Genomic DNA, 24,782 nt, shown 5'->3' with positions numbered 1-24,782 from the left:
AAAGAGGCAAATAACATGAGTAGATACGAGCAAGCATCGCATGTGTTCTGGCGATGTCAATATCATATAGTCTGGACACCAAAGTACCGCTTTCGGATATTGAAAGGTAATGTCGGAAAAGAGGTTTATCGATGCATTCAGGTTTATTGCCATCAAATGGGATGCATAGTCATGGAGCTAAATGTTCAAGTTGACCATGTTCATTTAGTGGTGAAGGTACCTCCGAAGATATCTATATCGAATTTAATGGGGGCGTTAAAAGGTAAGATAGCTTTGAAAATATTCAGTAAATTTCCTTACCTACGTAAGAATAAACTTTGGGGAAATCATTTTTGGCAGAGAGGATACTTCGTCGATTCGATTGGAATTAACGAGGAAATAATCCGTAGATACGTTAGGCATCAAGAGAAAGTAGAGCGGCAAGAGCAGGGTCAACTTGCTCTTGAATAAAGGCCCCCTTTTAGGGGGTTAAAACAAAGCCACCTTCTTCAGAAGGTGGATTCTTTACTTTGGGCTGGTGTTATTCTGAAATTTGTGTAAAATGCTCGCCACTCTGACGTTGAATAGTTTTTGATGACTATTTACACAGCGGGCTTGAAATCTGATTTCAGATGAGTATAATGGCCCCCTCGTTAACCTAGGTTAACGAATTAAATGACAAGTATTTGAACTTATCATTATCATAGCGGCTCCGATTGGGAGTCGAACGGTTAAATCATCTCGCTCTGCTTTTCCAGTAAGGAAGAAGCTAGAGGGTGATTTTTTATGTGTCCATTTTAGGAGCTCTGGTCAATGCAGAACCAAAGAATCCGTATCCGCTTAAAAGGGTTTGATCATCGCTTAATTGATCAGTCTACAGCGGAAATCGTTGAAACTGCTAAGCGTACTGGCGCCCAAGTACGTGGTCCTATTCCACTACCTACGCGCAAAGAGCGTTATACCGTTTTGATCTCTCCGCACGTTAATAAAGATGCTCGTGACCAGTACGAATTACGTACTCACAAGCGCCTGGTTGACATCGTAGAGCCAACTGAAAAGACTGTAGACGCTCTAATGCGTTTAGATCTTGCGGCTGGTGTCGACGTACAGATTAGCTTGGGTTAATTGAGATCCTTAGAAGAGGTTTGAGAGATGGCTATCGGTCTTATTGGTCGTAAAGTTGGTATGACTCGCATCTTCACTGAAGATGGTGTTTCTATACCTGTTACAGTAATTGAAGTTGCTGGCAACCGTGTTACTCAAGTGAAAACTTTAGAAACTGACGGCTACCGCGCACTTCAAGTTACTACTGGTACCAAAAAAGCCAATCGCATCACTAAACCAGAAGCAGGTCACTTTGCTAAGAGCGGCGTAGAAGCCGGTCGTGGACTGTGGGAACTGCGTCTGGCAGACGGTGAAGGCGAAGGCATTGAAGTTGGTGCTGAGCTAAACGTAGGTATCTTCGCTGATGTAGCGAAAGTTGACGTTACTGGTCAATCAAAAGGTAAAGGCTTCCAAGGCGGTGTTAAGCGTTGGAACTTCCGTACTCAAGATATGACGCACGGTAACTCTTTGTCGCACCGTTCGAACGGTTCTATCGGTCAGAACCAAACGCCTGGTCGCGTATTTAAAGGCAAGAAAATGTCAGGCCATATGGGTGCCGAGCGTGTTACTACTCAAAATCTAGACGTTGTACGTGTAGATGTTGAACGTAACCTGCTACTGGTTAAAGGTGCTGTTCCGGGCGCAACTAATGGCGACCTGATCATCAAGCCTGCAGTTAAAGCTTAAGGTCTGAGGAGATAGTAATGGAATTGGTATTGAAAGACGCGCAAAGCGCTCTTGAAGTTTCCGAAACTACCTTCGGCCGTGACTTTAACGAGGCACTGGTTCATCAGGTAGTTGTAGCATACGCTGCAAACGCGCGTCAGGGCACTCGTGCTCAAAAGACTCGTGCGGAAGTAACTGGCTCTGGCAAAAAGCCATGGCGCCAAAAAGGCACTGGCCGCGCTCGTGCGGGTGGTGTTAAGGGCCCAATCTGGCGTGGCGGTGGCGTAACTTTCGCTGCTAAAACTCAAGATCACAGCCAAAAAGTTAACAAGAAGATGTACCGCGGCGCGCTGAAAAGCATTCTGTCTGAACTGGTACGTCAAGACCGTCTGGTTGTTGTTGAATCATTCAGCGTTGAAGCTCCTAAAACTAAAGAGCTGAAAGCTAAACTGAAAGCAATGAACTTAGAAGACGTGTTAATTGTGACTTCAGAAGTTGACGAGAATTTATTCTTAGCAGCTCGCAACCTGTACAAGGTTGACGTTCGTGACGTTGCAGGTCTAGACCCAGTAAGTCTGATCGCGTTCAACACAGTGCTTGTGACTGCTGATGCAGTTAAGCAAATCGAGGAGATGCTAGCATGATGATCCGCGAAGAACGTTTGCTAAAAGTAATTCTGGCACCTCACATCTCTGAAAAGAGCACTGTGAATGCTGAGAAGCACAACACTGTTGTTTTCCGCGTAGCTATCGATGCAACTAAAGCTGAAATTAAAGCTGCTGTTGCTAAGCTATTTGAAGTTGAAGTCGAATCAGTTCGCACTTTAGTGAGCAAAGGCAAAACTAAACGTACTGGTGGCCGTACTGGCCGTCGTAGCGATTGGAAAAAAGCCTACGTGACTTTAGCTGCTGGTGCTGACATCGATTTCGTCGGCGGCGCTGAGTAAGCAAAGGAGAATTATCATGGCAGTTATTAAGTGTAAGCCAACCTCTCCAGGTCGTCGCCACGTTGTTAAAGTGGTGAACTCTGACCTGCACAAGGGTAAACCTTTTGCTGGCCTGTTGGCGAAAAAATCTAAAAGTGGTGGCCGTAACAATACTGGCCGTATCACTGTTCGTCACGTTGGTGGCGGTCACAAGCAGCACTACCGTTTAATCGACTTTAAACGCGATAAAGATGGTATCCCTGCAAAAATTGAGCGTCTGGAATACGATCCAAACCGTACTGCGCACATCGCTCTAGTACTGTATGCGGATGGTGAGCGTCGTTACATCCTTGCTGCCAAAGGCATGCAAGCTGGCGACAAGATCCAGTCTGGTGTTGAAGCCGAAATCAAAACCGGTAACGCAATGCCACTGCGCAACATTCCAGTAGGTTCTGTTGTGCACGCTGTAGAAATGAAGCCTGGTAAAGGTGCTCAGATCGCGCGTTCAGCGGGTGCTTATGTACAAGTTGTTGCTCGTGATGGCGCATATGCCACTTTACGTCTTCGCTCTGGCGAAATGCGCAAAGTGCCAGTTGATTGCCGCGCAACATTTGGTGAAGTTGGTAATGCCGAACACATGCTACGCCAGTTAGGTAAAGCAGGTGCTAAGCGCTGGAGAGGCGTTCGCCCAACAGTTCGCGGTGTTGCAATGAACCCGGTAGACCATCCACACGGTGGTGGTGAAGGCCGTACTTCTGGTGGTCGTCACCCAGTGACTCCATGGGGTGTGCCAACTAAGGGTTATAAGACTCGTAGTAACAAGCGCACTGACAAGTACATCGTACGTCGTCGTAATAAATAGTAAGAGGATTCGCCATGCCACGTTCTCTCAAGAAAGGTCCCTTCATTGACCTGCACTTGCTGAAGAAGGTAGAGAAAGCGATGGAAGCAGGTGACAAGAAGCCTATTAAGACTTGGTCACGTCGCTCTATGATCATTCCAAATATGATTGGTTTGACCATCGCTGTCCATAATGGTCGTCAGCACGTTCCTGTGTTCGTAACTGACGAAATGATCGGCCACAAACTTGGTGAATTCTCACCAACTCGCACTTATCGCGGCCATGCTGCTGATAAGAAAGCGAAGAAGCGTTAATACGGGAGGAATAAGATGGAAGTTTTAGCTAAACATCGTTTTGCCCGTACGTCTGCGCAGAAGGCTCGTCTCGTTGCTGATCAAATTCGCGGTTTGCCTGTTGCTAAGGCCCTCGAAATTTTGACTTTCAGCCCAAAGAAAGCCGCCGTACTGGTTAAAAAAGTACTTGACTCAGCTATCGCAAACGCCGAACACAACGAAGGCGCGGATATTGATGAGCTAAAAGTAGGCGCCGTCTTCGTTGACGAGGGTCCAACTATGAAGCGTATCATGCCACGTGCTAAAGGCCGCGCTGATCGTATCATGAAGCGTACCAGCCACATCACTGTGGTTGTATCAGATCGCTAGGAGAGAGCAATGGGACAGAAAGTACATCCTAATGGTATCCGTCTGGGTATCACCAAGCCTTGGATCTCTACCTGGTACGCAGATAAGTCAGATTATGCAAATAACCTGAACAGCGACTGGGAAGTGCGTAAGTATCTTGCAGACAAACTGCAAGCTGCGTCAGTATCTAAGATTGTTATTGAACGCCCAGCGAAAAGCATCCGCGTTACTATTCACACTGCCCGTCCAGGTGTTGTGATTGGTAAGAAAGGTGAAGACGTTGAAGTATTGCGTGCTGCCGTTTCAAAACTGGCTGGCACTCCTGCTCAAATTAACATCGCTGAGATCCGTAAACCTGAGCTAGATGCCAAGTTAGTTGCTGACTCAATTGCACAGCAATTAGAGCGTCGTGTTATGTTCCGTCGCGCGATGAAGCGTGCGGTACAAAACGCAATGCGTATTGGTGCTCAAGGTATCAAAGTTGAAGTTAGTGGCCGTTTAGGCGGTGCTGAGATTGCGCGCTCTGAGTGGTACCGTGAAGGTCGTGTACCTTTACATACACTGCGTGCTGATATCGACTATTCAACCTCTGAAAGTCACACTCAATATGGTGTGATTGGTATTAAAGTTTGGATCTTCAAAGGTGAAGTTCTGGACGGAATGCTGCCACAGATTGAAGAGCCGAAACAGCAGCAACCTAAGCGCAAGCCTCGTGGTAAATAGGAGAGCCGGCAATGCTGCAACCTAAACGTATGAAGTTTCGCAAGATGTTCAAAGGCCGCAACCGCGGTCTAGCGAACGGTACCGAAGTTAGCTTTGGTACTTTTGGTCTGAAAGCAGTCGGCCGTGGTCGTTTAACTGCTCGTCAGATCGAATCTGCACGTCGTGCCATGACACGTCACATTAAGCGTCAGGGACAAATTTGGATTCGAGTTTTCCCGGACAAACCTATTACCTCTAAGCCTCTTGAAGTGCGTATGGGTAAAGGTAAAGGTAACGTTGAATACTGGGTATGTCAGATTCAACCTGGTAAGGTTCTTTATGAGATGAATGGTGTTTCTGAAGTGATCGCTCGTGAAGCGTTTGCTTTAGCTGCTGCCAAGCTTCCAATCAAGACTACCTTCGTAACTAAGACGGTGATGTAATGAAAGCGAGCGAACTAAGAGAAAAGAGCGTTGAAGAACTGAACGCTGAACTACTTGGTCTGCTGCGTGAGCAGTTCAACCTGCGTATGCAACACGCCACTGGTCAGTTGACTCAGACTCATCAACTGAAATTGGTGCGCCGTAATATTGCGCGCGTTAAGACCATTATTACTTCTAAGGCGGGTGCATAATGTCTGATAAAATCCGTACTTTGCAAGGTCGTGTCACTAGCAACAAAATGGATAAAACCATTACTGTCGCTATCGAACGCCAAGTGAAACACCCAATCTATGGGAAATACATTAAGCGTACGACTAAGATCCATGCACATGACGAAGCTAATCAGTGCAATGAAGGTGACGTAGTCGCGATTCGCGAATGTCGTCCTTTGTCTAAGACTAAGTCTTGGACCCTGGTTGAAGTAGTATCAAAGGCCTAATAATATTAGGCATTTAGGTAAACGGCTCCAGTATTTGGGGCCGTTTGTTTTTTTAATACTATACATTCCATATTTATGGTGTTATATTTGCGCCCCATTTTTGACTAAATTCAAAGCAAAAATGGTGTTTATAGTCCCATAGTGGGAATTGTGTAGTAACGATAGCGGAGCACTTAAAATGATCCAAATGCAATCGACTCTTGACGTCGCATGTAACAGCGGCGCACGCAGAGTTCAGTGTATTAAGGTCTTGGGTGGCTCTCATCGTCGTTATGCCGGTATCGGCGACATTATCAAAGTTTCTGTTAAAGAAGCAATTCCTCGCGCTAAAGCGAAGAAAGGTGATGTGTATAACGCGGTGGTAGTCCGTACTAAGAAAGGCGTACGTCGTCCAGACGGTTCTGTCATTCGCTTCGATCGGAATGCAGCTGTTCTTTTGAACAACAACCTGCAGCCGATTGGTACTCGTATCTTTGGACCAGTGACACGTGAATTGCGTAATGAGCAATTTATGAAAATTGTCTCGCTGGCACCAGAAGTACTGTAAGGAGCTTCAAAATGGCAGCTAAAATCCGTCGTCAAGACGAAGTAATCGTATTAGCAGGTAAAGACAAGGGCAAGCGTGCTAAAGTTGCTCAAGTATTACCTACTGGTAAGTTAATTGTTGAAGGCATCAATCTTGTCAAAAAACACCAAAAGCCAAACCCACAACTGGGTGTAGCCGGTGGTATTGTTGAGAAAGAAGCACCGATTCAAGCATCAAATGTTGCGATCTTTAACCCTGTCACTGGCAAGGCGGATCGTGTTGGTTTCCGATTTGAAGACGGCAAAAAAGTTCGTTTCTTTAAATCGAACAGTGAACTCGTTAAGTAACTGGAGTAAACGATGGCGAAACTGCATGATAAATATCAAGAGACTGTTGTCGCTGAACTGACTCAAAAGTTCGGTTATACCAGTGTCATGCAAGTCCCTCGGATTGAGAAAATCACCCTGAACATGGGTGTTGGCGAAGCCGTTGCAGACAAAAAAGTTATGGAACATGCTGTCCGTGACATGACTGCAATTGCTGGTCAAAAACCAGTAGTAACTGTTGCTCGTAAATCAGTTGCTGGTTTTAAAATCCGTGAAGGCTACCCTATTGGCTGTAAAGTGACCCTGCGCGGTGAGCGTATGTGGGAATTCTTAGAGCGTTTAGTTGACATCGCAATCCCACGTATCCGTGACTTCCGTGGTCTGAGCGCTAAAGCGTTCGATGGCCGTGGTAACTACGCGATGGGCGTGCGTGAGCAGATCATTTTCCCAGAGATCGATTACGATAAAATCGATAAAATTCGCGGTATGGATATTGTTATCACTACCTCTGCGAAGACTGATGAAGAAGGTCGTGCTTTGTTAGACGCTTTTAACTTCCCATTCAAGAAATAAGGGTAGCGTAATGGCAAAAACATCAATGAAAGCACGTGAAGCAAAGCGTGCACAGCTCGTAGCTAAGTTCGCTGAAAAGCGTGCTGCTCTGAAAGTGATTATTGCAAGTCCAGCTTCTTCTGATGAAGATCGTTGGGATGCAGTATTAAAGCTGCAAGCTCTACCACGTGATTCCAGCGCATCGCGTCAACGCAATCGTTGTAATCAAACTGGTCGCCCACATGGTTTCCTACGTAAGTTCGGTTTAAGCCGTATCAAATTACGTGAAGCAACCATGCGTGGTGAAGTTCCTGGCCTGCGTAAGGCTAGCTGGTAAGCACTTGTCACGGAGTAAGCTAATATGAGCATGCAAGATCCTATTGCGGATATGTTAACCCGTATTCGTAACGGCCAAGCTGCTAACAAAGTATCTGTGAAGATGCCTTCTGCTAAGCTGAAAGTCGCTATTGCGAAACTGCTTAAAGAAGAAGGTTACATCGCGGATTACGCCGTAGCAGATGAAGCCAAGCCTGAATTGGAAATTACCTTAAAGTACTTCCAAGGCCAACCAGTCGTTGAGACTATCCAGCGTGTAAGCCGTCCAGGTCTTCGTATTTACAAAGGTAAAAACGAACTTCCTAAAGTAATGGGCGGACTGGGTGTCGCAATTGTGTCCACTTCTAAAGGCCTGATGACTGATCGTGCCGCCCGCCTTGCAGGCATGGGTGGCGAGGTTATCTGCTACGTAGCATAAGGAGCTAGGAATGTCTCGTGTAGCAAAAGCACCAGTATCTATTCCAGCTGGCGTAGAGGTGACCTTAAACGAACAGACCCTGACCGTCAAAGGCGCGAAAGGAAGTCTGACTCGAGTGATCAACAATGCGGTCAATGTTGTTATTGAAGGTGGCGTGATTAAATTCCTTCCTGTTGAGGGCGCAGTTGGCGCTTGGGCACAGGCTGGTACAACACGTGCATTAGTAAACAACATGGTTGTTGGTGTATCTCAAGGTTTTGAGCGTAAATTAAAGTTAGTTGGCGTTGGTTACCGTGCGAAACTCGTCGGTGCTGACATTGACCTTACTTTAGGTTTCTCTCATCCGTTAGTACACAAACTGCCCGCAGGCGTTACTGCAGAGTGCCCTAGCCAAACTGACATCGTCCTACGTGGCGTTGATAAACAGTTAATTGGCCAAGTCGCTGCTGAGATTCGCGGATATCGTCCACCAGAGCCATACAAAGGCAAGGGTGTTCGCTATGACGACGAAGAAGTACGCCGTAAAGAGGCTAAGAAGAAGTAGGTAACGCGATATGGATAAGAAAACATCTCGCTTACGTCGCGCTATTCGCGCTCGTAAGAAGATCCAAGAGCTGGGCGTGAACCGTCTGGTTGTACATCGTACACCGCGTCACATTTATGCTCAGGTGATCAATCCTGAAGCTCAGGTGGTGGCAGCTGCTTCAACCGTGGAAAAAGCGGTTAAAGAGCAACTGAAGAGTACCGGCAACGTAGACGCGGCTAAGGCAGTAGGTAAATTTATTGCTGAGCGCGCGATCGAAAAAGGCGTAACAACAGTTGCGTTCGATCGTTCTGGTTTCAAGTATCACGGTCGTGTAGCTGCTCTAGCAGATGCTGCTCGTGAAGCTGGCCTCCAGTTCTAAGGGGTTATAAAAATGGCTAAATTAGAAGCTCAGCAAAAAGACGATCTGCAAGAGAAATTAATTGCAGTTAATCGTGTTTCTAAAGTAGTTAAGGGCGGTCGTATCTTTAGCTTCACAGCACTGACAGTAGTGGGTGATGGTAATGGTAAGGTCGGCTATGGCTATGGTAAAGCGCGCGAAGTTCCAGCAGCAATTCAAAAAGCTATGGAAAAAGCCCGTCGTAACATGGTGACCGTTGAGTTGAATGCAGGTACTCTGCATCACCCAGTTAAAGGTCGTCATACTGGTTCACGTGTATACATGCAACCAGCATCACAGGGTACCGGTATTATCGCCGGTGGCGCAATGCGTGCCGTATTGGAAGTTGCAGGCGTTCATAACGTTCTGTCTAAAGCATACGGTTCTACTAACCCGATCAACATCGTTCGCGCGACTGTAGATGCTCTGGTGCACATGAAGTCACCATCGCAAATCGCAGCTAAGCGTGGCCTGAATGTTGACGAAATTCGGGGGTAATGCACCATGGCAACTAAAACTGTAAAAGTTACTCAAACTAAAAGCGGTATCGGTCGTTTACCGAAGCACCGTGCAACCCTAACGGGTCTTGGTTTGCGTCGCATTGGTCACACTGTTGAATTAGAAGATACTCCTTCAGTTCGCGGTATGATCAACAAGGTCTACTACATGGTTAAGGTGGAGGATTAATAGATGCGTTTAAATACTCTATCTCCAGCTGCAGGCGCTAAGCATGCACCAAAGCGTGTAGGCCGTGGTATGGGTTCAGGTTTAGGTAAAACTGCGGGTCGTGGTCACAAAGGCCAAAAATCTCGTAGCGGTGGCGGTGTACGCCCAGGCTTCGAGGGTGGTCAAATGCCACTTAAGATCCGTTTACCTAAATTTGGTTTTACCTCGCGTCGCGCTATGGTAACAGCTGAAGTTCGTGTACTCGAACTGGCTAAAGTTAACGGTGATGTTATCGACTTAAACGCTCTGAAAGATGCGAACGTTATTACTCGCAACATCCAGTTTGCGAAAATCGTTCTTTCAGGTACCATTGAGCGCCCAGTGACTGTAAAAGGTCTGAAGGTAACCAAAGGTGCACGTGCAGCAATTGAAGCTGCTGGCGGTAAGATCGAGGAATAATACGTCGATGGCAAAACCAGGACTTGATTTAAAAAGCGCGAAAGGTGGACTTTCAGAGTTGAAGGCTCGCCTCCTGTTCGTGATTGGTGCGATTATCGTCTTTAGGGCCGGTTCGTTTGTACCAATTCCTGGTATTGACGCAGCTGTATTAGCAGAGCTGTTTGCTCAGCAAAAAGGGACCATCCTAGGCATGTTTAACATGTTCTCGGGTGGTGCTCTTTCCCGTGCTTCTATCTTTGCATTAGGTATCATGCCGTACATTTCGGCATCGATTATCATGCAGTTATTGACTGTTGTGCATCCTGCACTCGCTGAATTGAAAAAAGAAGGCGAGTCTGGACGTAAAAAAATCAGTCAGTACACTCGATGGGGTACGTTGGTGCTGGGTACATTCCAGTCGATCGGTATTGCAACAGGGTTACCAAACTTAGTCCCAGGCCTAGTGGTCAATATTGGATTCGGTTTCTACTTTGTAGCGGTTGTGAGCTTAGTAACAGGAACTATGTTCCTGATGTGGCTAGGTGAGCAAATTACCGAACGAGGTATAGGTAACGGTATCTCGATTTTAATTTTCGCAGGTATTGTTGCTGGATTACCTTCCGCTATCGGCCAAACGGCTGAGCAGGCGCGTCAAGGTGACCTGAATGTGTTAGTGTTGTTGTTGCTCGCGGTAATTATTTTTGCTGTGACTTATTTCGTGGTGTTTGTAGAGCGTGGTCAACGTCGTATCGTCGTTAACTATGCTAAGCGTCAGCAAGGCCGTAAGGTATTCGCTGCGCAATCTACTCACTTGCCACTGAAAATAAACATGGCGGGTGTAATTCCTCCAATTTTTGCGTCAAGCATCATTTTGTTCCCAGGCACACTGGCTCAGTGGTTTGGTCAAAATGAGTCTATGTCATGGTTAAGTGATTTTTCATTGGCCGTGTCACCTGGACAACCGCTTTACTCATTATTGTATGCAGCAGCGATTATCTTCTTCTGTTTCTTCTATACAGCGTTGGTATTTAATCCACGTGAAACAGCAGACAACCTGAAGAAGAGTGGTGCATTCATCCCTGGGATCCGTCCTGGAGAACAGACTTCGCGTTACATTGATAAAGTAATGACTCGCCTAACATTAGCTGGCGCGTTATACATTACCTTTATCTGTTTAATTCCGGAGTTCATGCTAATTGCGTGGAAAGTACAGTTCTATTTTGGCGGTACTTCACTACTAATTATGGTAGTCGTAATCATGGACTTCATGGCTCAGGTTCAGACCCATATGATGTCACATCAGTATGAGTCTGTGATGAAGAAAGCTAACCTAGTTAACAAAGCGAATTTAGATCGTTTTGGTCGCTAAGTAAGCTTTACGGAGTGATGAAATGAAAGTTCGAGCTTCCGTGAAGAAGATCTGCCGTAACTGCAAGATCGTCAAGCGTAGTGGCGTTGTGCGCGTTATCTGTGTTGAACCAAAACACAAACAGCGTCAAGGCTAAAAGTGAAATTGTTCAGCCCACTGTTGGGCTGAACAAATATTGTTTGCAAATCTGTCAACTGTCGAGTATCCTTTCGGGCTTTTCGCAGTTGGCCTTTAACTTAAGGAGTGCATAGTGGCCCGTATCGCTGGCATTAACATTCCTGATCAAAAGCATACAGTCATCGCATTGACTGCAATTTTCGGCATCGGCCGTACTCGCGCTAGAGCAATCTGCGCAGCTACGTCAATTGCTGAAACTGCTAAGATCAAGGAATTGAGCGAAGCTCAAATCGACACCCTACGCGAAGAAGTTGCCAAATACTTAGTAGAAGGTGACTTACGTCGTGAGATTTCTATGAACATCAAGCGTCTTATGGATCTTGGTTGTTATCGTGGTCTCCGCCATCGTCGTAGCCTGCCTCTTCGTGGGCAACGTACTAAGACCAATGCGCGTACGCGTAAAGGTCCACGTAAACCAATCAAGAAGTAACGGGAAGGTAGACAATGGCTAAAGTTCCGTCACGTTCTCCGCGTAAGCGCGTACGTAAACAGGTTGCAGATGGCATGGCTCATATCCATGCTTCTTTCAACAACACAATTGTCACCATTACAGATCGTCAAGGTAATGCGTTGTCATGGGCTACTTCAGGTGGTTCAGGTTTCCGTGGTTCACGTAAATCGACGCCATTTGCTGCACAGGTAGCTGCTGAGCGTGCAGGCGCTGCTGCTCAAGACTACGGTTTAAAAAACCTTGAAGTGTTTGTGAAGGGTCCAGGTCCAGGTCGTGAATCAGCCATTCGTGCGCTGAACGCTGTTGGTTACAAAATTACCAACATTACCGATGTGACGCCGATCCCTCATAATGGTTGTCGTCCTCCTAAAAAGCGTCGTGTATAACGCGTTTCATTAGGATAGTTGGAGAAAGATCATGGCAAGATACTTGGGTCCCAAGCTCAAGCTCAGCCGCCGAGAAGGTACTGACCTTTTCTTAAAAAGCGGTGTGAGAGCAATCGATTCTAAGTGTAAACTGGAATCTGCACCAGGACAGCATGGCGCTCGTAAGCCACGTCTGTCAGAGTACGGTTTACAGTTACGCGAAAAACAAAAAGTTCGTCGTATTTACGGTGTGTTAGAAAAGCAATTCCGTAACTACTATAAAGAGGCTGCACGTCTGAAAGGCAACACTGGTGAAAACCTGTTGCAACTTTTAGAAACTCGTTTAGATAACGTTGTTTATCGTATGGGTTTCGGTGCGACTCGTGCAGAATCACGTCAGCTAGTAAGCCATAAATCTGTTATGGTTAACGGTCGTGTTGTTAACATTCCGTCATTCAAAGTGTCTGCGAATGATGTTGTAAGCATCCGTGAAAAGTCACGCACTCAAGCTCGTATCAAAGCGGCTTTAGAAGTGGCTGGTCAACGCGAGAAGCCTACATGGGTTGAAGTCGACAGCGCGAAAATGGAAGGTGCTTTCAAGCGTATTCCAGAACGTAGCGATTTGTCTGCGGAAATTAACGAACAGCTGATCGTCGAGCTTTACTCTAAGTAAGGCTAACAAACAAGAGAGGACACAATGCAGGGTTCTGTTACAGAATTTCTTAAACCGCGTCTCGTTGATATCGAGCAGGTTAACTCAACACGTGCCAAGGTTACTTTGGAACCGCTTGAGCGTGGTTTCGGCCACACTTTAGGTAACGCGTTGCGTCGCATCCTATTGTCGTCTATGCCCGGCTGCGCGGTTACCGAAGTCGAGATTGACGGCGTACTGCACGAATACAGCAGTAAGGAAGGCGTACAAGAAGATATCCTTGAAATCTTGCTTAATCTGAAAGGATTAGCAGTGACTATCGAGGGTAAAGACGAGGCTATGCTTACATTAAGCAAGTCCGGCGCAGGCCCTGTCATCGCAGCAGATATCACGCATGATGGTGATGTCACTATCGTGAATCCTGATCATGTTATCTGTCATTTAACAGGTAACAATGATATCAGCATGCGTATTCGCGTTGAGCGTGGTCGTGGTTATGTGCCAGCATCTGCTCGTGCACAGACAGAAGACGATGATCGCCCAATCGGCCGCTTGCTGGTTGATGCTTCTTTCTCGCCAGTCGCACGTATTGCCTACAATGTAGAAGCAGCTCGTGTTGAACAGCGTACTGACTTGGATAAACTCGTTATCGATATGACCACTAATGGTACTATTGATCCTGAGGAAGCTATCCGTCGTTCTGCAACCATCTTAGCTGAACAGCTGGATGCGTTTGTTGAGCTGCGTGACGTGACTGAGCCAGAAATGAAGGAAGAGAAGCCGGAGTTCGATCCGATTCTGTTGCGTCCTGTCGACGATTTAGAGCTAACTGTACGTTCGGCTAACTGTTTGAAAGCCGAAGCGATTCATTACATCGGAGATCTGGTACAGCGTACTGAAGTTGAGCTGCTGAAAACCCCTAACTTAGGTAAGAAATCTCTTACTGAAATTAAGGACGTTTTAGCTTCTCGCGGACTGTCGTTAGGTATGCGTCTGGAAAACTGGCCTCCAGCTAGTTTAGCAGACGACCTATAAGTCTCAGGTTTGTACAGATTTAGGTTATAAGGATTAGGTCATGCGCCATCGTAAGAGTGGTCGTCAACTTAACCGCAACAGCAGCCACCGCCAAGCTATGTTCCGTAACATGGCAAGCTCACTGGTTCGTCATGAGATCATCAAGACAACCGTAGCTAAAGCGAAAGAACTGCGTCGCGTAGTTGAGCCTCTGATAACACTTGCTAAGAGTGACAGCGTTGCAAACCGTCGTTTAGCGTTTGCACGTACTCGCGACGCTGAAGTCGTAGGTAAGTTATTCACTGAATTGGGTCCACGTTACCAGGAACGTCCTGGTGGCTACACCCGTATCCTTAAGTGCGGTTTACGTGCTGGTGATAAAGCCCCAATGGCTTACATCGAGCTAGTAGGTCGTCCAGAAGCTGCTCAAGCTGTTGATGTTGAAGCTGCTGAGTAATTAAGGTTACAAATTTAAAAGCCGGGCTCTAAGCCCGGCTTTTTATTTCAGCTCGTTTTAACTTACTCGACCCAAGTCGTTTGTTTCTCGATTTCTTTAGGCAATGTTAAGTGCCATTTACTTAACCCTTTACGGCTAAACATAAATTGTCCTAGGTCATCTGTTACTGGGAATATGTTTTCCGGTTTCTCACCTGCGAGGATCCTTGAGGCCATTTTTGCTGCGATCTTGCCGTGTTGGTAACCATCGAGAACATAGCCGCCGATATTGCCGTTGTTGTACACGCTAAATCCCCAAAAACCAAAATTGGGTACTGGTGTGTTAGCTGAAACCCATCCTAATAATTCTTCAGCATTAACCGACTGATCTTTGTCATCCCTCACTGCATGATAAAGTGCAACGACTATCGCACTAAAGCCATTGTCTTTAGCTGCAATGACTTGCTTTTGCCATTCACTAAGTTGATTTAGTTGTAATATTTCAACTTCCACATCGCTCAACATGCTCAGTTGCTGCTTACTGATATAATCCGCTGCAAGTCTAGACGTATCACTTTGATCGAACAGAACTAAGATTTTTCGGTGCTTTGATATTGGTAATATTCGTTGCAGTAATAGCAGAGAGCGTCTGAGTAGAGGTCTTTCAAGCACACCCGTAAAACGCTTATATTCATTTAAGTGATATTCTCTTGGGTTCATATTAATGCCAAGGTATACCACTGGAATTTGGCTTGAGTTTAACCGTTGGTGTAGATAATTAACGGCATTATCATCTGCTAGGATCACTAACTGTGGTTTTTGTTGTTGAATAAATTGCCATGCTAGTTCTGCCCGTTTGGCATGAAGATTTTTAGGTAGCCGTTTTGTGTCCATTTCAAAGTGATTTACCTCATTGAGAGGTGTCAATGTATCGAGTATGGCTTGATAATACTGCTTATCCCACGTGTAACCTTGGTGATAGCTCTCGATGACAACCACCTTGGCCGCATATGCCATTGGTATGAAACATGCCAGCATTAAGGTAAAAATCTGTCGCCATCTTTTAATTAATAACTTAATTAAATTCATGGAGAGATACCTAGTGGAATATAGCTTTGAGTATAGTCCAACCTCGAGTATCCGGCGGGCAATAAAAAAGCCTCATAATGAGGCTTTAAATATTCTTTCGGCGATGTGCTTACGTTATTGTGCTGTCGCTTTCTGCTGACTGTAATCTAGCTTCTCATGTTTTTGCCCCATTGCTTCTGCAACTTCTGGAGGCATGTAGTTTTCATCATGTTTTGCTAAGACTTCAGTTGCGGCCAACTTACCATCTTCCCCTAATACACCTTGGGCGACGATGCCTTGTCCTTCGCGGAATAGATCCGGTAATAGATCGTCATAGGTCACTAGAATTTCGCCACCTAAGGAATCGTGTACTGCAAATTGCACATGTAGGCTGTTTGGATCACGTACCATAGAGCCTACCGTTACCATGCCACCTACTCGAATACGTTGGCCCGCTTCGGGTTTAACGCCTGTATCGGTTTTACCGTTTACGATTTCTGACGGTGTATAGAATAAGTTTAAGTTGGAGTTCAACGCATACAGCAGCAGTGAAGCAATCGCGGCTACGCCACCGATTAGTGCTATAGCTAACGTCAGTCTCTTTTTGCGTCTTGGGTTCACGATTTGTTACTCCTAGTTTCTTTGAGGCGCTCTTCGCGGTTCATCTTTTTCGCTATTTCAATCAAAACCTTACGCTTTTGGCGTGCGCTAGTGATGATCAGCGTCGATACACAGAAGAAGGTCACACCATAGGCAAGCCATACATAAAAGGCATAGCCACCCATGTTGAAAAAATCACTGATAGAATCGAATTGCATTATTTGACCTCCTCAGCTTTAGCAAGTTCACGTACCCAAGGGCGCATGCCGTTTCTTGCTAAGATTTCTGCTCTAAATCTCACAATAGTGATAGCGCCTATCATAAGCCCGAAACCTAAAATATTGATTAAAAGTGGGTATAACATGTCGCTCGACATGGTCGATTTAGAGGTAATTTTGATGGTTGATGGTTGATGCAATGAGCTCCACCATTCAACGGAATATTTAATAATGGGGATATTAATTACCCCTACGATTGCCAAGATCCCTGCTGCACGTGCAGCGAGTACTTTATCCTCAAAGGAAGCGTAGAGGGAAATCACACCTAAGTAGAGGAATAGTAGTACTAATTCAGAGGTCAGACGCGCATCCCATACCCACCAAGTGCCCCACATAGGTTTGCCCCAAGCGGCACCAGTAAAGAGTGCTATAAAGGTGATGACAGCTCCTATAGGAGCAATAGACGCAGCTGCCCAGTCTGCTAATTTGACCTGCCAGACAAGACCAATAAATGCTGCTGTCGCCATACCCATGTAGGCCGCCATTGACATTGATGCAGCTGGTACATGGATAAAGATAATACGGTAGCTATCTCCTTGCTGGTAATCTGTCGGGGCAAACAATAAACCCCATACGGTGCCAACTGTAAGGAAAAGGCAGGCTAAGGTGGCAAACCATGGAAATAATGTTCCTGATAACTTATATGCGCGTTCAGGATCCGCGTAAGGGTGTAACCATTTCCACATTTTAGTTAGTACTCACTCGCAGAGATGCACCGATTGCAAAAGGTGCTAAGGTTAACGAACCGATCAACATGGCGCCAATTATAGCGAGCTGACCGTCATAGGGTAAATTCATTCCTGCCGCATCAATGGCGCTGGTCGCGAAAATGAGCACTGGAATATAAAGTGGCAGAATCAAAAGGCTTAATAGTACGCCGCCTTTACGTAGACCAACGGTTAATGCCACGCCAATAGCACCTAAGAGTGACAACACTGGGGTGCCTAAAGCCAGTGTGGCAATCAATGCACCATAACTATTAGCATCTAAGTTCAGTAGCACGGCCAGCAGTGGGGCAATAATAATCAATGGAACACCCGTAAGTATCCAGTGGGCTAACACTTTGGCTAAGACTAAAACAGACAAAGGTTGTGGGCTAAGTAGCATCTGTTCTAAGCTGCCGTCACTAAAGTCAGCTTTAAATAGACGCTCCAGCGACAACATGGATGCTAACAATGCCGCAACCCAAATAATCCCTGGGGCAATACGGGCTAGCATTTGTGGTTCTGGGCCAATGCCGAGTGGAAATAGGGTTACAACCATAATGAAGAATAATAGGGGATTAAAAATATCACCACGGTGTCGAATGGCAATCTTTAGATCCCGCTGAAGTAACGTTAAAAACGCTTGAGTAAAGCTGATGCCTCTTTTCATTATGCCAAACCTTATACGAAGCGATAATCTAGACGAATTTTACGAAGCCTATCATCTTTGATAATGCCCATATCTTGGTGAGTGGTCAGGATCACACAGCCACCATTATCCGCATGTTGAATAAATAACTGTTCAAGCTCTTCGACGCCTTTTTTATCGATTGCGGTAAAAGGTTCATCTAGGATCCACACCTTACAATCATTGTGCCAAAGCCTTGCCAATGCTGTTCGGCGATGTTGGCCCGCGGACAAATGCCCAGCAAGCGCTTCCTCAAAACCTGATAGATTTACTTTAGCTAATATGGCAGACGTATCAAAATCATCATAGCCACTGATTCTTAAATTGAAGTTAAGGTTTTCCTCAGCGGTTAATTCGGATTTCACTCCCGCAAGGTGGCCTAAATACAGTAGATCTTCGTTATATTCGTCACGACAGCGGTTGATATCTTCATTTATATAGAAGGTTTGCCCCGCATAGGGGCGAGATAGACCTGCTAATATGCGTAATAAACTGGTTTTGCCGGCACCATTAGGGCCTTCAATCTGGACGATATCGCCAGCATTAATCTCAAAACTTAATTCATCAAATAGAATGCGTTCTTCACGGATGCATGTCAGCTTGCTCGCTGATAACAGTGTGTTTACTGAAGTTATATTTGTCACTGAACCCTCTATCTCAAGCCGGAAGGAAACACAAGTGATTCTAACACAAACGATATTGCGGGTTTACACTTGCTTGGGACTAGATGTCAGCAATTTGATGTGGTTCCAATAACCGCAATATTTCTCGTACAAATCGAACTTTTTTAATATTTGCTAATATATTAACGAATTTGTCACGCTTGTCGCCTTATATCATTTGTGCTGAGATTCTAATCACAAAAAGATGAGATTTATTGAAGTTTGTAGTAATCTTAGTCCGCTATAATGAGTCTGCCTCAAAGGGCAGCGCGAGCTTTGTACGTATTTGCATTAGGAACATTGAACATGAAAAAACTGTTAGCAATGACTGCAGTCGCTGCTTTGACTATGTCAGTCAACGTTTCAGCTCAAGATGCTGAAGCTATTTTCAACAAGGCATGTACCGTGTGCCATAGCATGGGTGTTGCTGGTGCTCCAAAAGCGCACAATGCAGCGGAGTGGGAACCACGTTTAGCTAAAGGTGTTGATAATCTAGTTAAAAGTGTAAAAACAGGTTTAAACGCAATGCCACCAGGTGGTATGTGTACTGATTGTACTGATGATGATTACAAAGCAGCTATCGAGTTTATGTCTAAAGCTAAGTAATTTTTTGCAGTGTTAAAAAAAACCGGCATTAGCCGGTTTTTTTATGTCTGCGCTAAGCTGAAACTTAGTGCTAGGTGCGAATAACTTATTGCACTTGGGTATCCAGTACTAAGTTTGCCGTTTCACCCACATTAACTTTGCTGATTTTTCCTTGAATATCACCCGCCTGAGGTTTGATATTGCCATGCTTGGATAAGACGGCAATAACTTCAACGCTAGCAGTTTGGCTTAATTTTACATCGCCCCCCATGCCTGTGCTGTCGTCTAGTGTCACTGTAACAGGCAATGATTTTGCACTAACTTTGGTTGCTGCTAGCGGTACTTTAGGACCTTCAGTTGCACGTGCAAAGACAAAGATAGTGTCTTCTGGGCTCGCTTTAGCTGCAAGTTCAGGTGAAATTGAAATTTCAATACTTACTGATTTGCTTGTGACTTTTGCCTGCTTGTGTACATCATCGTTAGGCATACCTGTCGTTTCGGCTTGCATACGTAAGTTAGCTGTTTCGATGGCATTCATCAGTGCGGCGCGATCCACATCTGTGCGGTCACTATTAAGAATGGTCTGCCATGAATCAATGGCTTTTTGGTACTTAGCAGTAAAGAAAGCATCCATACCAACTAACAACAGTGTTGATGGATCCTGTGGATCTAATGCTAGCGATTCGTCTATTAAGGCTTGAATTTCTGGTGTCATTTGCTGACCGGCTTTGTAGTACAGCGCCGTGGCCTTTGGTCCGATTAACTCGGCATGTTTGCCCACTAAATCCATCACTTTGTCGAAGGCCGCGACTGCTTTATCAAATTGGTTAGCCGAAATATATGCATGACCTAGACTAAACCAAGCCTGACTATTTTCTGGCTCGGCTTGCACTTGGGCTTCCATCATTTGTACGCGCTGCCCCATGATTTGCGCAGTATCCATACCTGCATGTGGGTTAGCCGCTTGGGTATTGCCAATATTTTCAAAGGCCCCTAATTGCTGATAAAGGTAACCTGAGATCGCAATCAAGCATACCGACATGACTGATGGCCAAAGGATACTTTTAGGTTTGATTTGATTGACAAGGGAATCATCGCTCGCTTGTTTGATGTCTTGGAGTAAACTGATTTCGAGTTCTTTCTTAAGCGCATCAAATTCTGCTTGGTCGAGCAGTTCTTCATTAAGTTCTTTCTCAAGGGTGGAAAGACGTTCATTGAACAATTCGAGGTTCGTTTGTTTGCGAACACCAGCTTCCTCAGTACGCAATAACTTTTGCTGTCTGAAATGTGGGATCCAGATCAGTGTTAAGCTGACCAACACAACAAGCGCAATAAAAATCCAAAATGTCGTCATTGTTTCTATATTCACTTTAGTTTGCATAAAAGCGGTTGTTACCGCTGGCTTGGAAGCAAGATTATACGTAAAGATTATTCATTGAACAGTAATATAAGACCTTCACAACTGTGAAAGCTGAGAGTTGGGCACTGGTTCACAAATTGTTCCATCTGGTAAATTTTATATGAAACTTAAGGCTCATTTATCTGTCACATGCAAAACTGTAGGCCTGCGGTGGCTCCATTTGGGCAAAAATCGAGAATGAGACAAGTCACCCAGTTTTGTATGAAAGAGGCAGACAGGAACAATAGCAAATACTAAAATGAACCAAATTTCGTGCATTTGTGTGAACAGCATGTTGTGCGTTGGTTTGGAATTTTTCTAAATCAACATATTATTAGAGACTGAGGAAAACCCATGATCCCAGAACTTGGACACTTTTCGCTGATTATAGGAGTGGCATTCGCCTTCTTGTTAACCAGCGTTCCCCTTATAGGTGTTGCCCGTAAAGACCAATACCTAGTGAGGTATGCTTGGCCGTTAGCCTACGGAATGTTCTTTTTTATTGCTTTATCCGTAGTATCGCTTGGTTATAGCTTCGCCGTTGATGATTTCTCCGTGGCCTACGTGGCACATCACTCTAATTCTCAGTTACCTATTTTCTTTAAGATTGCGGCCGTATGGGGCGGTCATGAAGGGTCTCTGTTGTTCTGGGTGTTTGCGTTATCGACTTGGGCCGCTTCTGTCGCATTATTCAGTAAAGGCTTGGAAGAAGTGTTTACTGCAAGGGTGCTGGCTGTATTGGCGCTGATTGTGATTGGTTTTAGCTTATTTATGCTGCTCACTTCTAGCCCATTTGAACGTTTATTTCCAATGCCAGCCGAAGGTCGCGACTTGAACCCAATGTTGCAGGATGTTGGCTTAATCTTCCATCCGCCAATGTTGTATTTAGGTTATGTGGGTTTCTCTGTAAGCTTTGCGTTTGCAATTGCTGCATTGATGAGTGGCCATCTTGACTCGGCTTGGGCTCGTTGGTCTCGTCCTTGGACCTTGGCTGCTTGGATTTTCCTCACTGGCGGTATTGCATTAGGTTCTTGGTGGGCATACTACGAATTAGGCTGGGGTGGCTGGTGGTTCTGGGATCCAGTAGAAAATGCCTCTTTTATGCCTTGGTTAGTGGGTACTGCTTTAGTGCATTCGCTCATCGTAACGGAAAAACGTGGTGCATTCCGTAACTGGACAGTATTGCTGTCAATCTTTGCATTTTCGTTAAGTTTACTGGGTACCTTTATCGTGCGTTCCGGCGTACTGACTTCGGTTCACTCATTCGCAGCCGATCCAAGCCGCGGTATGTTTATTCTGTTATTGCTCGGCTTAGCTATCGGTGGTTCGCTCACGTTGTTTGCCTTCCGCGCAAGTGAAATGAGCAGCCCTGCACGCTTCGAATTGAAATCAAAAGAAACCATGCTGTTAGTCTGTAACGTATTGCTGACTGTCGCTGCTGGTACAGTCCTGTTAGGGACGTTATATCCACTGTTGATCGATGCTTTAGGCATGGGCAAGATCTCTGTTGGACCTCCATATTTTAATGCTGTGTTTGTACCGATCGTGCTCGTGCTGTTTGCGTTTATGGGCGTGGGTCCGATCATCCGTTGGAAGAAATCAAAAGCGGGTGAGTTAAAACGCCAATTGCTGGTGCCTGCATTAGTATCAGCCGCGATTGGTATCGTGACGCCATTTATTGTCGATGGTGCTTTTAACGTGTGGGTTGCTTTGGGTATCGCCGCTGCTGCTTGGATTGTGTTGGCAACCGCAAGAGCCGCTTACAATATCGTGAAGCCTAAAGATGGTGAATTAAGCGTGGCACGTATGGGCCGTAGTGAGCTGGGTATGGTCTTAGCTCACTTAGGTATTGCTGTGTCGGTTATCGGTGCCACTATGGTATCTAACTACTCGGTTGAGAAAAGTGTGCGTATGGGGCCCGGCATAAGCCAAGAGCTTGCGGGTTATACCTTTAAATATCTTGAGACTAAGAACGTCGTTGGTCCTAACTACACCGCACAACAAGGTCAAATTGAGATCTACAAAGGCGATAAGCTGCTGACGTTACTCAAGCCTGATCGTCGCCAATACAATGTGCGTACTATGGACATGACCGAAGCCGGTATCGATTGGGGTCTGTTCCGTGACTTATATGTCACCATGGGCGATCCAATCAGCAGCACTGAATTTGCTGTGCGTTTGAACTACAAGCCTTTTGTTCGTTGGTTATGGTTTGGAGCAATATTCATGATGGTCGGTGGTTTCTTTGCCGCATCGGATAAACGCTATCGCTCAAAAGTGGCAGCTACCGTTAAGCCGCAAACTGAAAAAGCGAAATTAGCTACCGCTCAATAATTGGGGAATGTATGAAGAAGTTGGTTCTGTTTATCCCATTAGTCATTTTTCTTGGCATGGGAGTATTTTTATACAAAGGATTGTTTTTAAATCCGCAGAAACTGGATTCAGCTCTGGAAGGAAAGCCTATTCCGGCTTTCCAACTGGAACGTCTCGAAACACCAAACGAGATGATTACCAATGAGCAACTGAAAGGAAAAGTGTCATTACTTAACGTTTGGGCTACTTGGTGCCCCTCTTGTAAGTATGAACACCCTTTCTTAGTCATGCTGAAACGTCAGAATATTCTGCCTATCTATGGGATTAACTACCGTGACGAACGTATCCCCGCGCTGGAAGAATTAAAACGCCAGGGTGATCCTTACAATATTAATATTTTTGATAAGGATGGACGCTTAGGCTTAGATCTTGGCGTTTACGGTGCACCGGAAAGCTTTATTGTTGATCATAATGGCATTATTCGTTATCGCTACGCAGGGCCTATTGATCAGCGTGTATGGAGTGAAACTCTCTATCCTATGATTCAACAACTCCAAGCTGAAGCGGCGAAGGATGGTGCAGCGTGAGAATTTTGACAAAAATCATTGGTGGCCTGGTGTTAATGCTGAGTATGGTGACAACCGTAATGGCCACACCTGTAGATACTTACGAATTTAAATCACCCGAAAATCAAAAACGAGGTTTGTCATTAGCGCATGAGTTGCGTTGCCCGCAATGTCAGAACCAAAACTTGATCGATTCCAACTCGCCCGTTGCACGAGATCTGCGCCTTGAAGTGTATAAAATGGTCGATGAAGGCAAAGGTGACGATGAAATCATCGAGTTTATGACCAGCCGTTATGGTGAGTTTGTACTCTACAAACCGAAAATGGAAACTAAAACCTATATTCTTTGGTTAGGTCCAGTGGGTTTGTTATTGCTCGGTCTTATCATTGGTTTCATCTTTATCCGCAAGCAACGTATCGGTGGCACGACCGAGCCTGAGATCAGTGCCGAAGATCAAAAAGCGCTTGATGCTTTATTAAAGCGTGATAATAAATGAAGTCATTTGCTTTAGCTGCAATCCTAGCGAGTCTGTCTGTTGCCTTTGCTGGTGGTGCCCATGCGTACCCCGGCATGCAGCAGGCAAATAAACCGATTGAGTCGACAGTCGATCTGATTAACGTTCTTCCACAGACTTATCCTATCGAAGTTGTTGCTTTTAGTGATGCGAATGGAAAGCCTATCGACTTTAGCCAATACAAAGGCAAAGTTGTGATGGTCAACATGTGGGCGACCTGGTGCCCACCCTGCGTAAGGGAGTTGCCCGCAATTGAGCGTTTGGCGACAAAGTTTAAAGCGGATCAGTTTGCGTTATTGCCTATCTCTATCGATGCTGGTGGTAAGCAACAAGTGCAGCCTTTTCTCACATCATTAGGAATGGCAAACTTTAATTCCTATTACGATCCTACGCAAAACTTAGGGCAGGTGTTCCCACTGGATACCATTCCTGCAACCTTTATTCTCGATCAAAATGGCCAATTGATCGCGTTTGTGCGCTCCTTTGTCGATTGGGATGATGCAAAAGCCGTATCGCTAATCCAAAGTTTTATCGATAAAGGCGCTAAAAAGCTGAATTAAACAGCATATAGAGCGTAAATAGAGCACCGTTGTAGAAAAGATCGCCATGCGATCTTTTTTCTTTTAAAAAGCGCTTGCACAAAAAGTTTCGCTGCCTATAATGCGCATCCACTGACACGGCAGACAGCGAAAGCTAACGCGGTTACAGTACGAATCGAATGCAAATTGTGCAGTTGATTCGAAAGCCTCAAGAAGTTTGTAAAAACACCTTGACGCGACAAGGGAAATGCGTAGAATACGCAGCCCTGACCCGCTGAGCGGTAACGCGAAGTGAGTGGTCAAATGCTCTTTAACAATCTAAACAAGAAATCTGTGTGGACACTCACAGGTGTTGAGTTAATCGAAATTACTCTGCCGTTTGGCGAGTAATCAAAGAATTAAATCAATGAATGAGTGTTCATAGCAATATGTACAGTTTGTTTTGGCACTTCTTTTAACTAAGAAATGTTGAAACAA

At 45.4% G+C, this 24,782-nt stretch carries 41 protein-coding genes; 34 read left to right on the top strand and 7 right to left on the bottom strand.

Annotation, left to right across the window (positions count from 1 at the left end):
- The first annotated feature begins 15 nt into the window (after nucleotides 1-15).
- The 29 genes from tnpA to rplQ all read left to right on the top strand — a co-directional run bounded on the left by tnpA (nucleotide 16) and on the right by rplQ (nucleotide 14,410).
- Nucleotides 16-450, top strand: coding sequence for an IS200/IS605-like element ISShes8 family transposase (tnpA, locus tag KXJ80_RS22260; protein WP_039978090.1), 435 nt, complete (start codon nucleotides 16-18; stop codon nucleotides 448-450).
- 342 nt (nucleotides 451-792) lie between these two features.
- Complete coding sequence (rpsJ, locus tag KXJ80_RS22255) at nucleotides 793-1,104, top strand: 30S ribosomal protein S10 (protein WP_011070616.1); 312 nt, start codon at nucleotides 793-795, stop codon at nucleotides 1,102-1,104.
- Nucleotides 1,105-1,131: 27 nt separating this feature from the next.
- Complete coding sequence (gene rplC, locus KXJ80_RS22250; protein ID WP_011070617.1) at nucleotides 1,132-1,770, top strand: 50S ribosomal protein L3; 639 nt, start codon at nucleotides 1,132-1,134, stop codon at nucleotides 1,768-1,770.
- 17 nt (nucleotides 1,771-1,787) lie between these two features.
- The gene (gene rplD / locus KXJ80_RS22245; protein WP_011070618.1) at nucleotides 1,788-2,393 is read left to right on the top strand and encodes a 50S ribosomal protein L4; all 606 of its coding nucleotides are present in this window, start codon (nucleotides 1,788-1,790) and stop codon (nucleotides 2,391-2,393) included.
- The gene (gene rplW / locus KXJ80_RS22240) at nucleotides 2,393-2,695 is read left to right on the top strand and encodes a 50S ribosomal protein L23 (protein ID WP_037421480.1); all 303 of its coding nucleotides are present in this window, start codon (nucleotides 2,393-2,395) and stop codon (nucleotides 2,693-2,695) included. The genes rplD and rplW overlap by 1 nt, the downstream gene beginning before the upstream one ends.
- Nucleotides 2,696-2,711: 16 nt before the next feature.
- Nucleotides 2,712-3,536: a 50S ribosomal protein L2 gene (gene rplB / locus KXJ80_RS22235; RefSeq protein ID WP_011621028.1), complete on the top strand. Its 825-nt coding sequence runs from the start codon at nucleotides 2,712-2,714 to the stop codon at nucleotides 3,534-3,536.
- A gap of 14 nt (nucleotides 3,537-3,550) precedes the next feature.
- Complete coding sequence (gene rpsS / locus KXJ80_RS22230; protein WP_006083596.1) at nucleotides 3,551-3,829, top strand: 30S ribosomal protein S19; 279 nt, start codon at nucleotides 3,551-3,553, stop codon at nucleotides 3,827-3,829.
- 15 nt (nucleotides 3,830-3,844) lie between these two features.
- Nucleotides 3,845-4,177, top strand: a complete 333-nt coding sequence (rplV, locus tag KXJ80_RS22225; RefSeq protein ID WP_006083595.1) for a 50S ribosomal protein L22 — start codon at nucleotides 3,845-3,847, stop codon at nucleotides 4,175-4,177.
- Nucleotides 4,178-4,186: 9 nt separating this feature from the next.
- Nucleotides 4,187-4,879 (top strand): 30S ribosomal protein S3, encoded by a 693-nt coding sequence (rpsC, locus tag KXJ80_RS22220; RefSeq protein ID WP_011070621.1) that lies wholly within the window; start codon nucleotides 4,187-4,189, stop codon nucleotides 4,877-4,879.
- A gap of 11 nt (nucleotides 4,880-4,890) precedes the next feature.
- Complete coding sequence (rplP, locus tag KXJ80_RS22215; RefSeq protein WP_006083593.1) at nucleotides 4,891-5,301, top strand: 50S ribosomal protein L16; 411 nt, start codon at nucleotides 4,891-4,893, stop codon at nucleotides 5,299-5,301.
- The gene (gene rpmC / locus KXJ80_RS22210) at nucleotides 5,301-5,492 is read left to right on the top strand and encodes a 50S ribosomal protein L29 (protein WP_007644429.1); all 192 of its coding nucleotides are present in this window, start codon (nucleotides 5,301-5,303) and stop codon (nucleotides 5,490-5,492) included. The genes rplP and rpmC overlap by 1 nt, the downstream gene beginning before the upstream one ends.
- Nucleotides 5,492-5,740, top strand: a complete 249-nt coding sequence (rpsQ, locus tag KXJ80_RS22205) for a 30S ribosomal protein S17 (protein WP_011070622.1) — start codon at nucleotides 5,492-5,494, stop codon at nucleotides 5,738-5,740. The genes rpmC and rpsQ overlap by 1 nt, the downstream gene beginning before the upstream one ends.
- A gap of 178 nt (nucleotides 5,741-5,918) precedes the next feature.
- Complete coding sequence (gene rplN, locus KXJ80_RS22200) at nucleotides 5,919-6,287, top strand: 50S ribosomal protein L14 (protein WP_006083590.1); 369 nt, start codon at nucleotides 5,919-5,921, stop codon at nucleotides 6,285-6,287.
- Between the two features lie 11 nt (nucleotides 6,288-6,298).
- Nucleotides 6,299-6,613 (top strand): 50S ribosomal protein L24, encoded by a 315-nt coding sequence (gene rplX, locus KXJ80_RS22195; protein WP_011070623.1) that lies wholly within the window; start codon nucleotides 6,299-6,301, stop codon nucleotides 6,611-6,613.
- 12 nt (nucleotides 6,614-6,625) lie between these two features.
- Entirely contained in the window at nucleotides 6,626-7,165 is a 540-nt protein-coding gene (gene rplE / locus KXJ80_RS22190) for a 50S ribosomal protein L5 (RefSeq protein WP_011070624.1), read from the top strand.
- Between the two features lie 10 nt (nucleotides 7,166-7,175).
- Complete coding sequence (gene rpsN, locus KXJ80_RS22185) at nucleotides 7,176-7,481, top strand: 30S ribosomal protein S14 (RefSeq protein WP_011070625.1); 306 nt, start codon at nucleotides 7,176-7,178, stop codon at nucleotides 7,479-7,481.
- A gap of 24 nt (nucleotides 7,482-7,505) precedes the next feature.
- Nucleotides 7,506-7,898 carry a 30S ribosomal protein S8 gene (gene rpsH / locus KXJ80_RS22180; RefSeq protein ID WP_007644434.1) on the top strand — a complete coding sequence of 131 codons (393 nt, stop codon included), beginning with the start codon at nucleotides 7,506-7,508 and terminating at the stop codon, nucleotides 7,896-7,898.
- 10 nt (nucleotides 7,899-7,908) lie between these two features.
- Nucleotides 7,909-8,442, top strand: coding sequence for a 50S ribosomal protein L6 (gene rplF / locus KXJ80_RS22175; RefSeq protein ID WP_037421473.1), 534 nt, complete (start codon nucleotides 7,909-7,911; stop codon nucleotides 8,440-8,442).
- Between the two features lie 10 nt (nucleotides 8,443-8,452).
- The gene (rplR, locus tag KXJ80_RS22170; RefSeq protein ID WP_011715467.1) at nucleotides 8,453-8,803 is read left to right on the top strand and encodes a 50S ribosomal protein L18; all 351 of its coding nucleotides are present in this window, start codon (nucleotides 8,453-8,455) and stop codon (nucleotides 8,801-8,803) included.
- 12 nt (nucleotides 8,804-8,815) lie between these two features.
- On the top strand, nucleotides 8,816-9,319 hold the full coding sequence (rpsE, locus tag KXJ80_RS22165) for a 30S ribosomal protein S5 (RefSeq protein WP_007644438.1): 504 nt from the start codon (nucleotides 8,816-8,818) through the stop codon (nucleotides 9,317-9,319).
- A gap of 6 nt (nucleotides 9,320-9,325) precedes the next feature.
- Nucleotides 9,326-9,508, top strand: a complete 183-nt coding sequence (rpmD, locus tag KXJ80_RS22160; protein ID WP_006083582.1) for a 50S ribosomal protein L30 — start codon at nucleotides 9,326-9,328, stop codon at nucleotides 9,506-9,508.
- Nucleotides 9,509-9,511: 3 nt separating this feature from the next.
- Entirely contained in the window at nucleotides 9,512-9,946 is a 435-nt protein-coding gene (gene rplO / locus KXJ80_RS22155) for a 50S ribosomal protein L15 (protein ID WP_011070628.1), read from the top strand.
- A gap of 7 nt (nucleotides 9,947-9,953) precedes the next feature.
- Nucleotides 9,954-11,294 carry a preprotein translocase subunit SecY gene (secY, locus tag KXJ80_RS22150; RefSeq protein WP_011621032.1) on the top strand — a complete coding sequence of 447 codons (1,341 nt, stop codon included), beginning with the start codon at nucleotides 9,954-9,956 and terminating at the stop codon, nucleotides 11,292-11,294.
- A 22-nt stretch (nucleotides 11,295-11,316) separates the two neighbouring features.
- Nucleotides 11,317-11,430, top strand: coding sequence for a 50S ribosomal protein L36 (gene rpmJ / locus KXJ80_RS22145; protein ID WP_006083579.1), 114 nt, complete (start codon nucleotides 11,317-11,319; stop codon nucleotides 11,428-11,430).
- 114 nt (nucleotides 11,431-11,544) lie between these two features.
- Nucleotides 11,545-11,901: a 30S ribosomal protein S13 gene (gene rpsM / locus KXJ80_RS22140; RefSeq protein ID WP_011070630.1), complete on the top strand. Its 357-nt coding sequence runs from the start codon at nucleotides 11,545-11,547 to the stop codon at nucleotides 11,899-11,901.
- Between the two features lie 14 nt (nucleotides 11,902-11,915).
- Entirely contained in the window at nucleotides 11,916-12,308 is a 393-nt protein-coding gene (gene rpsK / locus KXJ80_RS22135) for a 30S ribosomal protein S11 (RefSeq protein WP_006083577.1), read from the top strand.
- A 31-nt stretch (nucleotides 12,309-12,339) separates the two neighbouring features.
- Nucleotides 12,340-12,960: a 30S ribosomal protein S4 gene (gene rpsD / locus KXJ80_RS22130; RefSeq protein WP_037421477.1), complete on the top strand. Its 621-nt coding sequence runs from the start codon at nucleotides 12,340-12,342 to the stop codon at nucleotides 12,958-12,960.
- 24 nt (nucleotides 12,961-12,984) lie between these two features.
- A complete protein-coding gene (locus KXJ80_RS22125) occupies nucleotides 12,985-13,974 on the top strand; it encodes a DNA-directed RNA polymerase subunit alpha (protein WP_011070632.1) in 990 nt (329 codons plus the stop codon).
- 40 nt (nucleotides 13,975-14,014) lie between these two features.
- Nucleotides 14,015-14,410, top strand: a complete 396-nt coding sequence (rplQ, locus tag KXJ80_RS22120) for a 50S ribosomal protein L17 (protein WP_007644470.1) — start codon at nucleotides 14,015-14,017, stop codon at nucleotides 14,408-14,410.
- Between the two features lie 62 nt (nucleotides 14,411-14,472).
- Here the strand turns inward: rplQ and KXJ80_RS22115 are convergent, their stop codons facing one another.
- From KXJ80_RS22115 to ccmA, 6 genes are all read right to left on the bottom strand, one after another.
- The gene (locus tag KXJ80_RS22115; protein WP_218737618.1) at nucleotides 14,473-15,477 is read right to left on the bottom strand and encodes an ABC transporter substrate-binding protein; all 1,005 of its coding nucleotides are present in this window, start codon (nucleotides 15,475-15,477) and stop codon (nucleotides 14,473-14,475) included.
- Nucleotides 15,478-15,591: 114 nt separating this feature from the next.
- Nucleotides 15,592-16,077: a cytochrome c maturation protein CcmE gene (gene ccmE, locus KXJ80_RS22110; RefSeq protein ID WP_037422767.1), complete on the bottom strand. Its 486-nt coding sequence runs from the start codon at nucleotides 16,075-16,077 to the stop codon at nucleotides 15,592-15,594.
- Entirely contained in the window at nucleotides 16,074-16,274 is a 201-nt protein-coding gene (gene ccmD, locus KXJ80_RS22105) for a heme exporter protein CcmD (protein WP_037422771.1), read from the bottom strand. Before ccmD ends, ccmE begins: the two co-directional genes overlap by 4 nt.
- Entirely contained in the window at nucleotides 16,274-17,020 is a 747-nt protein-coding gene (locus tag KXJ80_RS22100; RefSeq protein WP_037422774.1) for a heme ABC transporter permease, read from the bottom strand. The genes ccmD and KXJ80_RS22100 overlap by 1 nt, the downstream gene beginning before the upstream one ends.
- Before the next feature lies 1 nt (nucleotide 17,021).
- Nucleotides 17,022-17,708, bottom strand: a complete 687-nt coding sequence (ccmB, locus tag KXJ80_RS22095; protein WP_037422777.1) for a heme exporter protein CcmB — start codon at nucleotides 17,706-17,708, stop codon at nucleotides 17,022-17,024.
- 11 nt (nucleotides 17,709-17,719) lie between these two features.
- The gene (gene ccmA, locus KXJ80_RS22090) at nucleotides 17,720-18,370 is read right to left on the bottom strand and encodes a cytochrome c biogenesis heme-transporting ATPase CcmA (RefSeq protein ID WP_037422780.1); all 651 of its coding nucleotides are present in this window, start codon (nucleotides 18,368-18,370) and stop codon (nucleotides 17,720-17,722) included.
- A 324-nt stretch (nucleotides 18,371-18,694) separates the two neighbouring features.
- Here ccmA and scyA point away from each other — a divergent pair, with 324 nt between their 5' ends.
- Nucleotides 18,695-18,994: a monoheme cytochrome c5 ScyA gene (gene scyA / locus KXJ80_RS22085; protein ID WP_037422782.1), complete on the top strand. Its 300-nt coding sequence runs from the start codon at nucleotides 18,695-18,697 to the stop codon at nucleotides 18,992-18,994.
- Between the two features lie 85 nt (nucleotides 18,995-19,079).
- Here scyA and ccmI read toward each other — a convergent pair whose 3' ends face one another.
- Nucleotides 19,080-20,327, bottom strand: a complete 1,248-nt coding sequence (gene ccmI / locus KXJ80_RS22080) for a c-type cytochrome biogenesis protein CcmI (RefSeq protein ID WP_037429823.1) — start codon at nucleotides 20,325-20,327, stop codon at nucleotides 19,080-19,082.
- Between the two features lie 399 nt (nucleotides 20,328-20,726).
- Between ccmI and KXJ80_RS22075 the strand changes: the two genes are divergently transcribed.
- The 4 genes from KXJ80_RS22075 to KXJ80_RS22060 are packed head-to-tail and all read left to right on the top strand — an operon-like array spanning nucleotide 20,727 to nucleotide 24,326.
- Complete coding sequence (locus KXJ80_RS22075) at nucleotides 20,727-22,706, top strand: heme lyase CcmF/NrfE family subunit (protein ID WP_218737617.1); 1,980 nt, start codon at nucleotides 20,727-20,729, stop codon at nucleotides 22,704-22,706.
- Nucleotides 22,707-22,717: 11 nt separating this feature from the next.
- Nucleotides 22,718-23,272, top strand: a complete 555-nt coding sequence (locus tag KXJ80_RS22070; RefSeq protein WP_037422791.1) for a DsbE family thiol:disulfide interchange protein — start codon at nucleotides 22,718-22,720, stop codon at nucleotides 23,270-23,272.
- The gene (gene nrfF, locus KXJ80_RS22065) at nucleotides 23,269-23,748 is read left to right on the top strand and encodes a heme lyase NrfEFG subunit NrfF (RefSeq protein WP_037422794.1); all 480 of its coding nucleotides are present in this window, start codon (nucleotides 23,269-23,271) and stop codon (nucleotides 23,746-23,748) included. Before KXJ80_RS22070 ends, nrfF begins: the two co-directional genes overlap by 4 nt.
- On the top strand, nucleotides 23,745-24,326 hold the full coding sequence (locus KXJ80_RS22060) for a TlpA disulfide reductase family protein (protein ID WP_037429821.1): 582 nt from the start codon (nucleotides 23,745-23,747) through the stop codon (nucleotides 24,324-24,326). Before nrfF ends, KXJ80_RS22060 begins: the two co-directional genes overlap by 4 nt.
- Nucleotides 24,327-24,782 lie beyond the last annotated feature (456 nt).

This window comes from Shewanella xiamenensis, from assembly GCF_024971755.1.
GTDB classification, from domain to species: Bacteria; Pseudomonadota; Gammaproteobacteria; order Enterobacterales; family Shewanellaceae; genus Shewanella; species Shewanella xiamenensis.
This window is presented reverse-complemented; position numbering and strand designations above follow the sequence as displayed.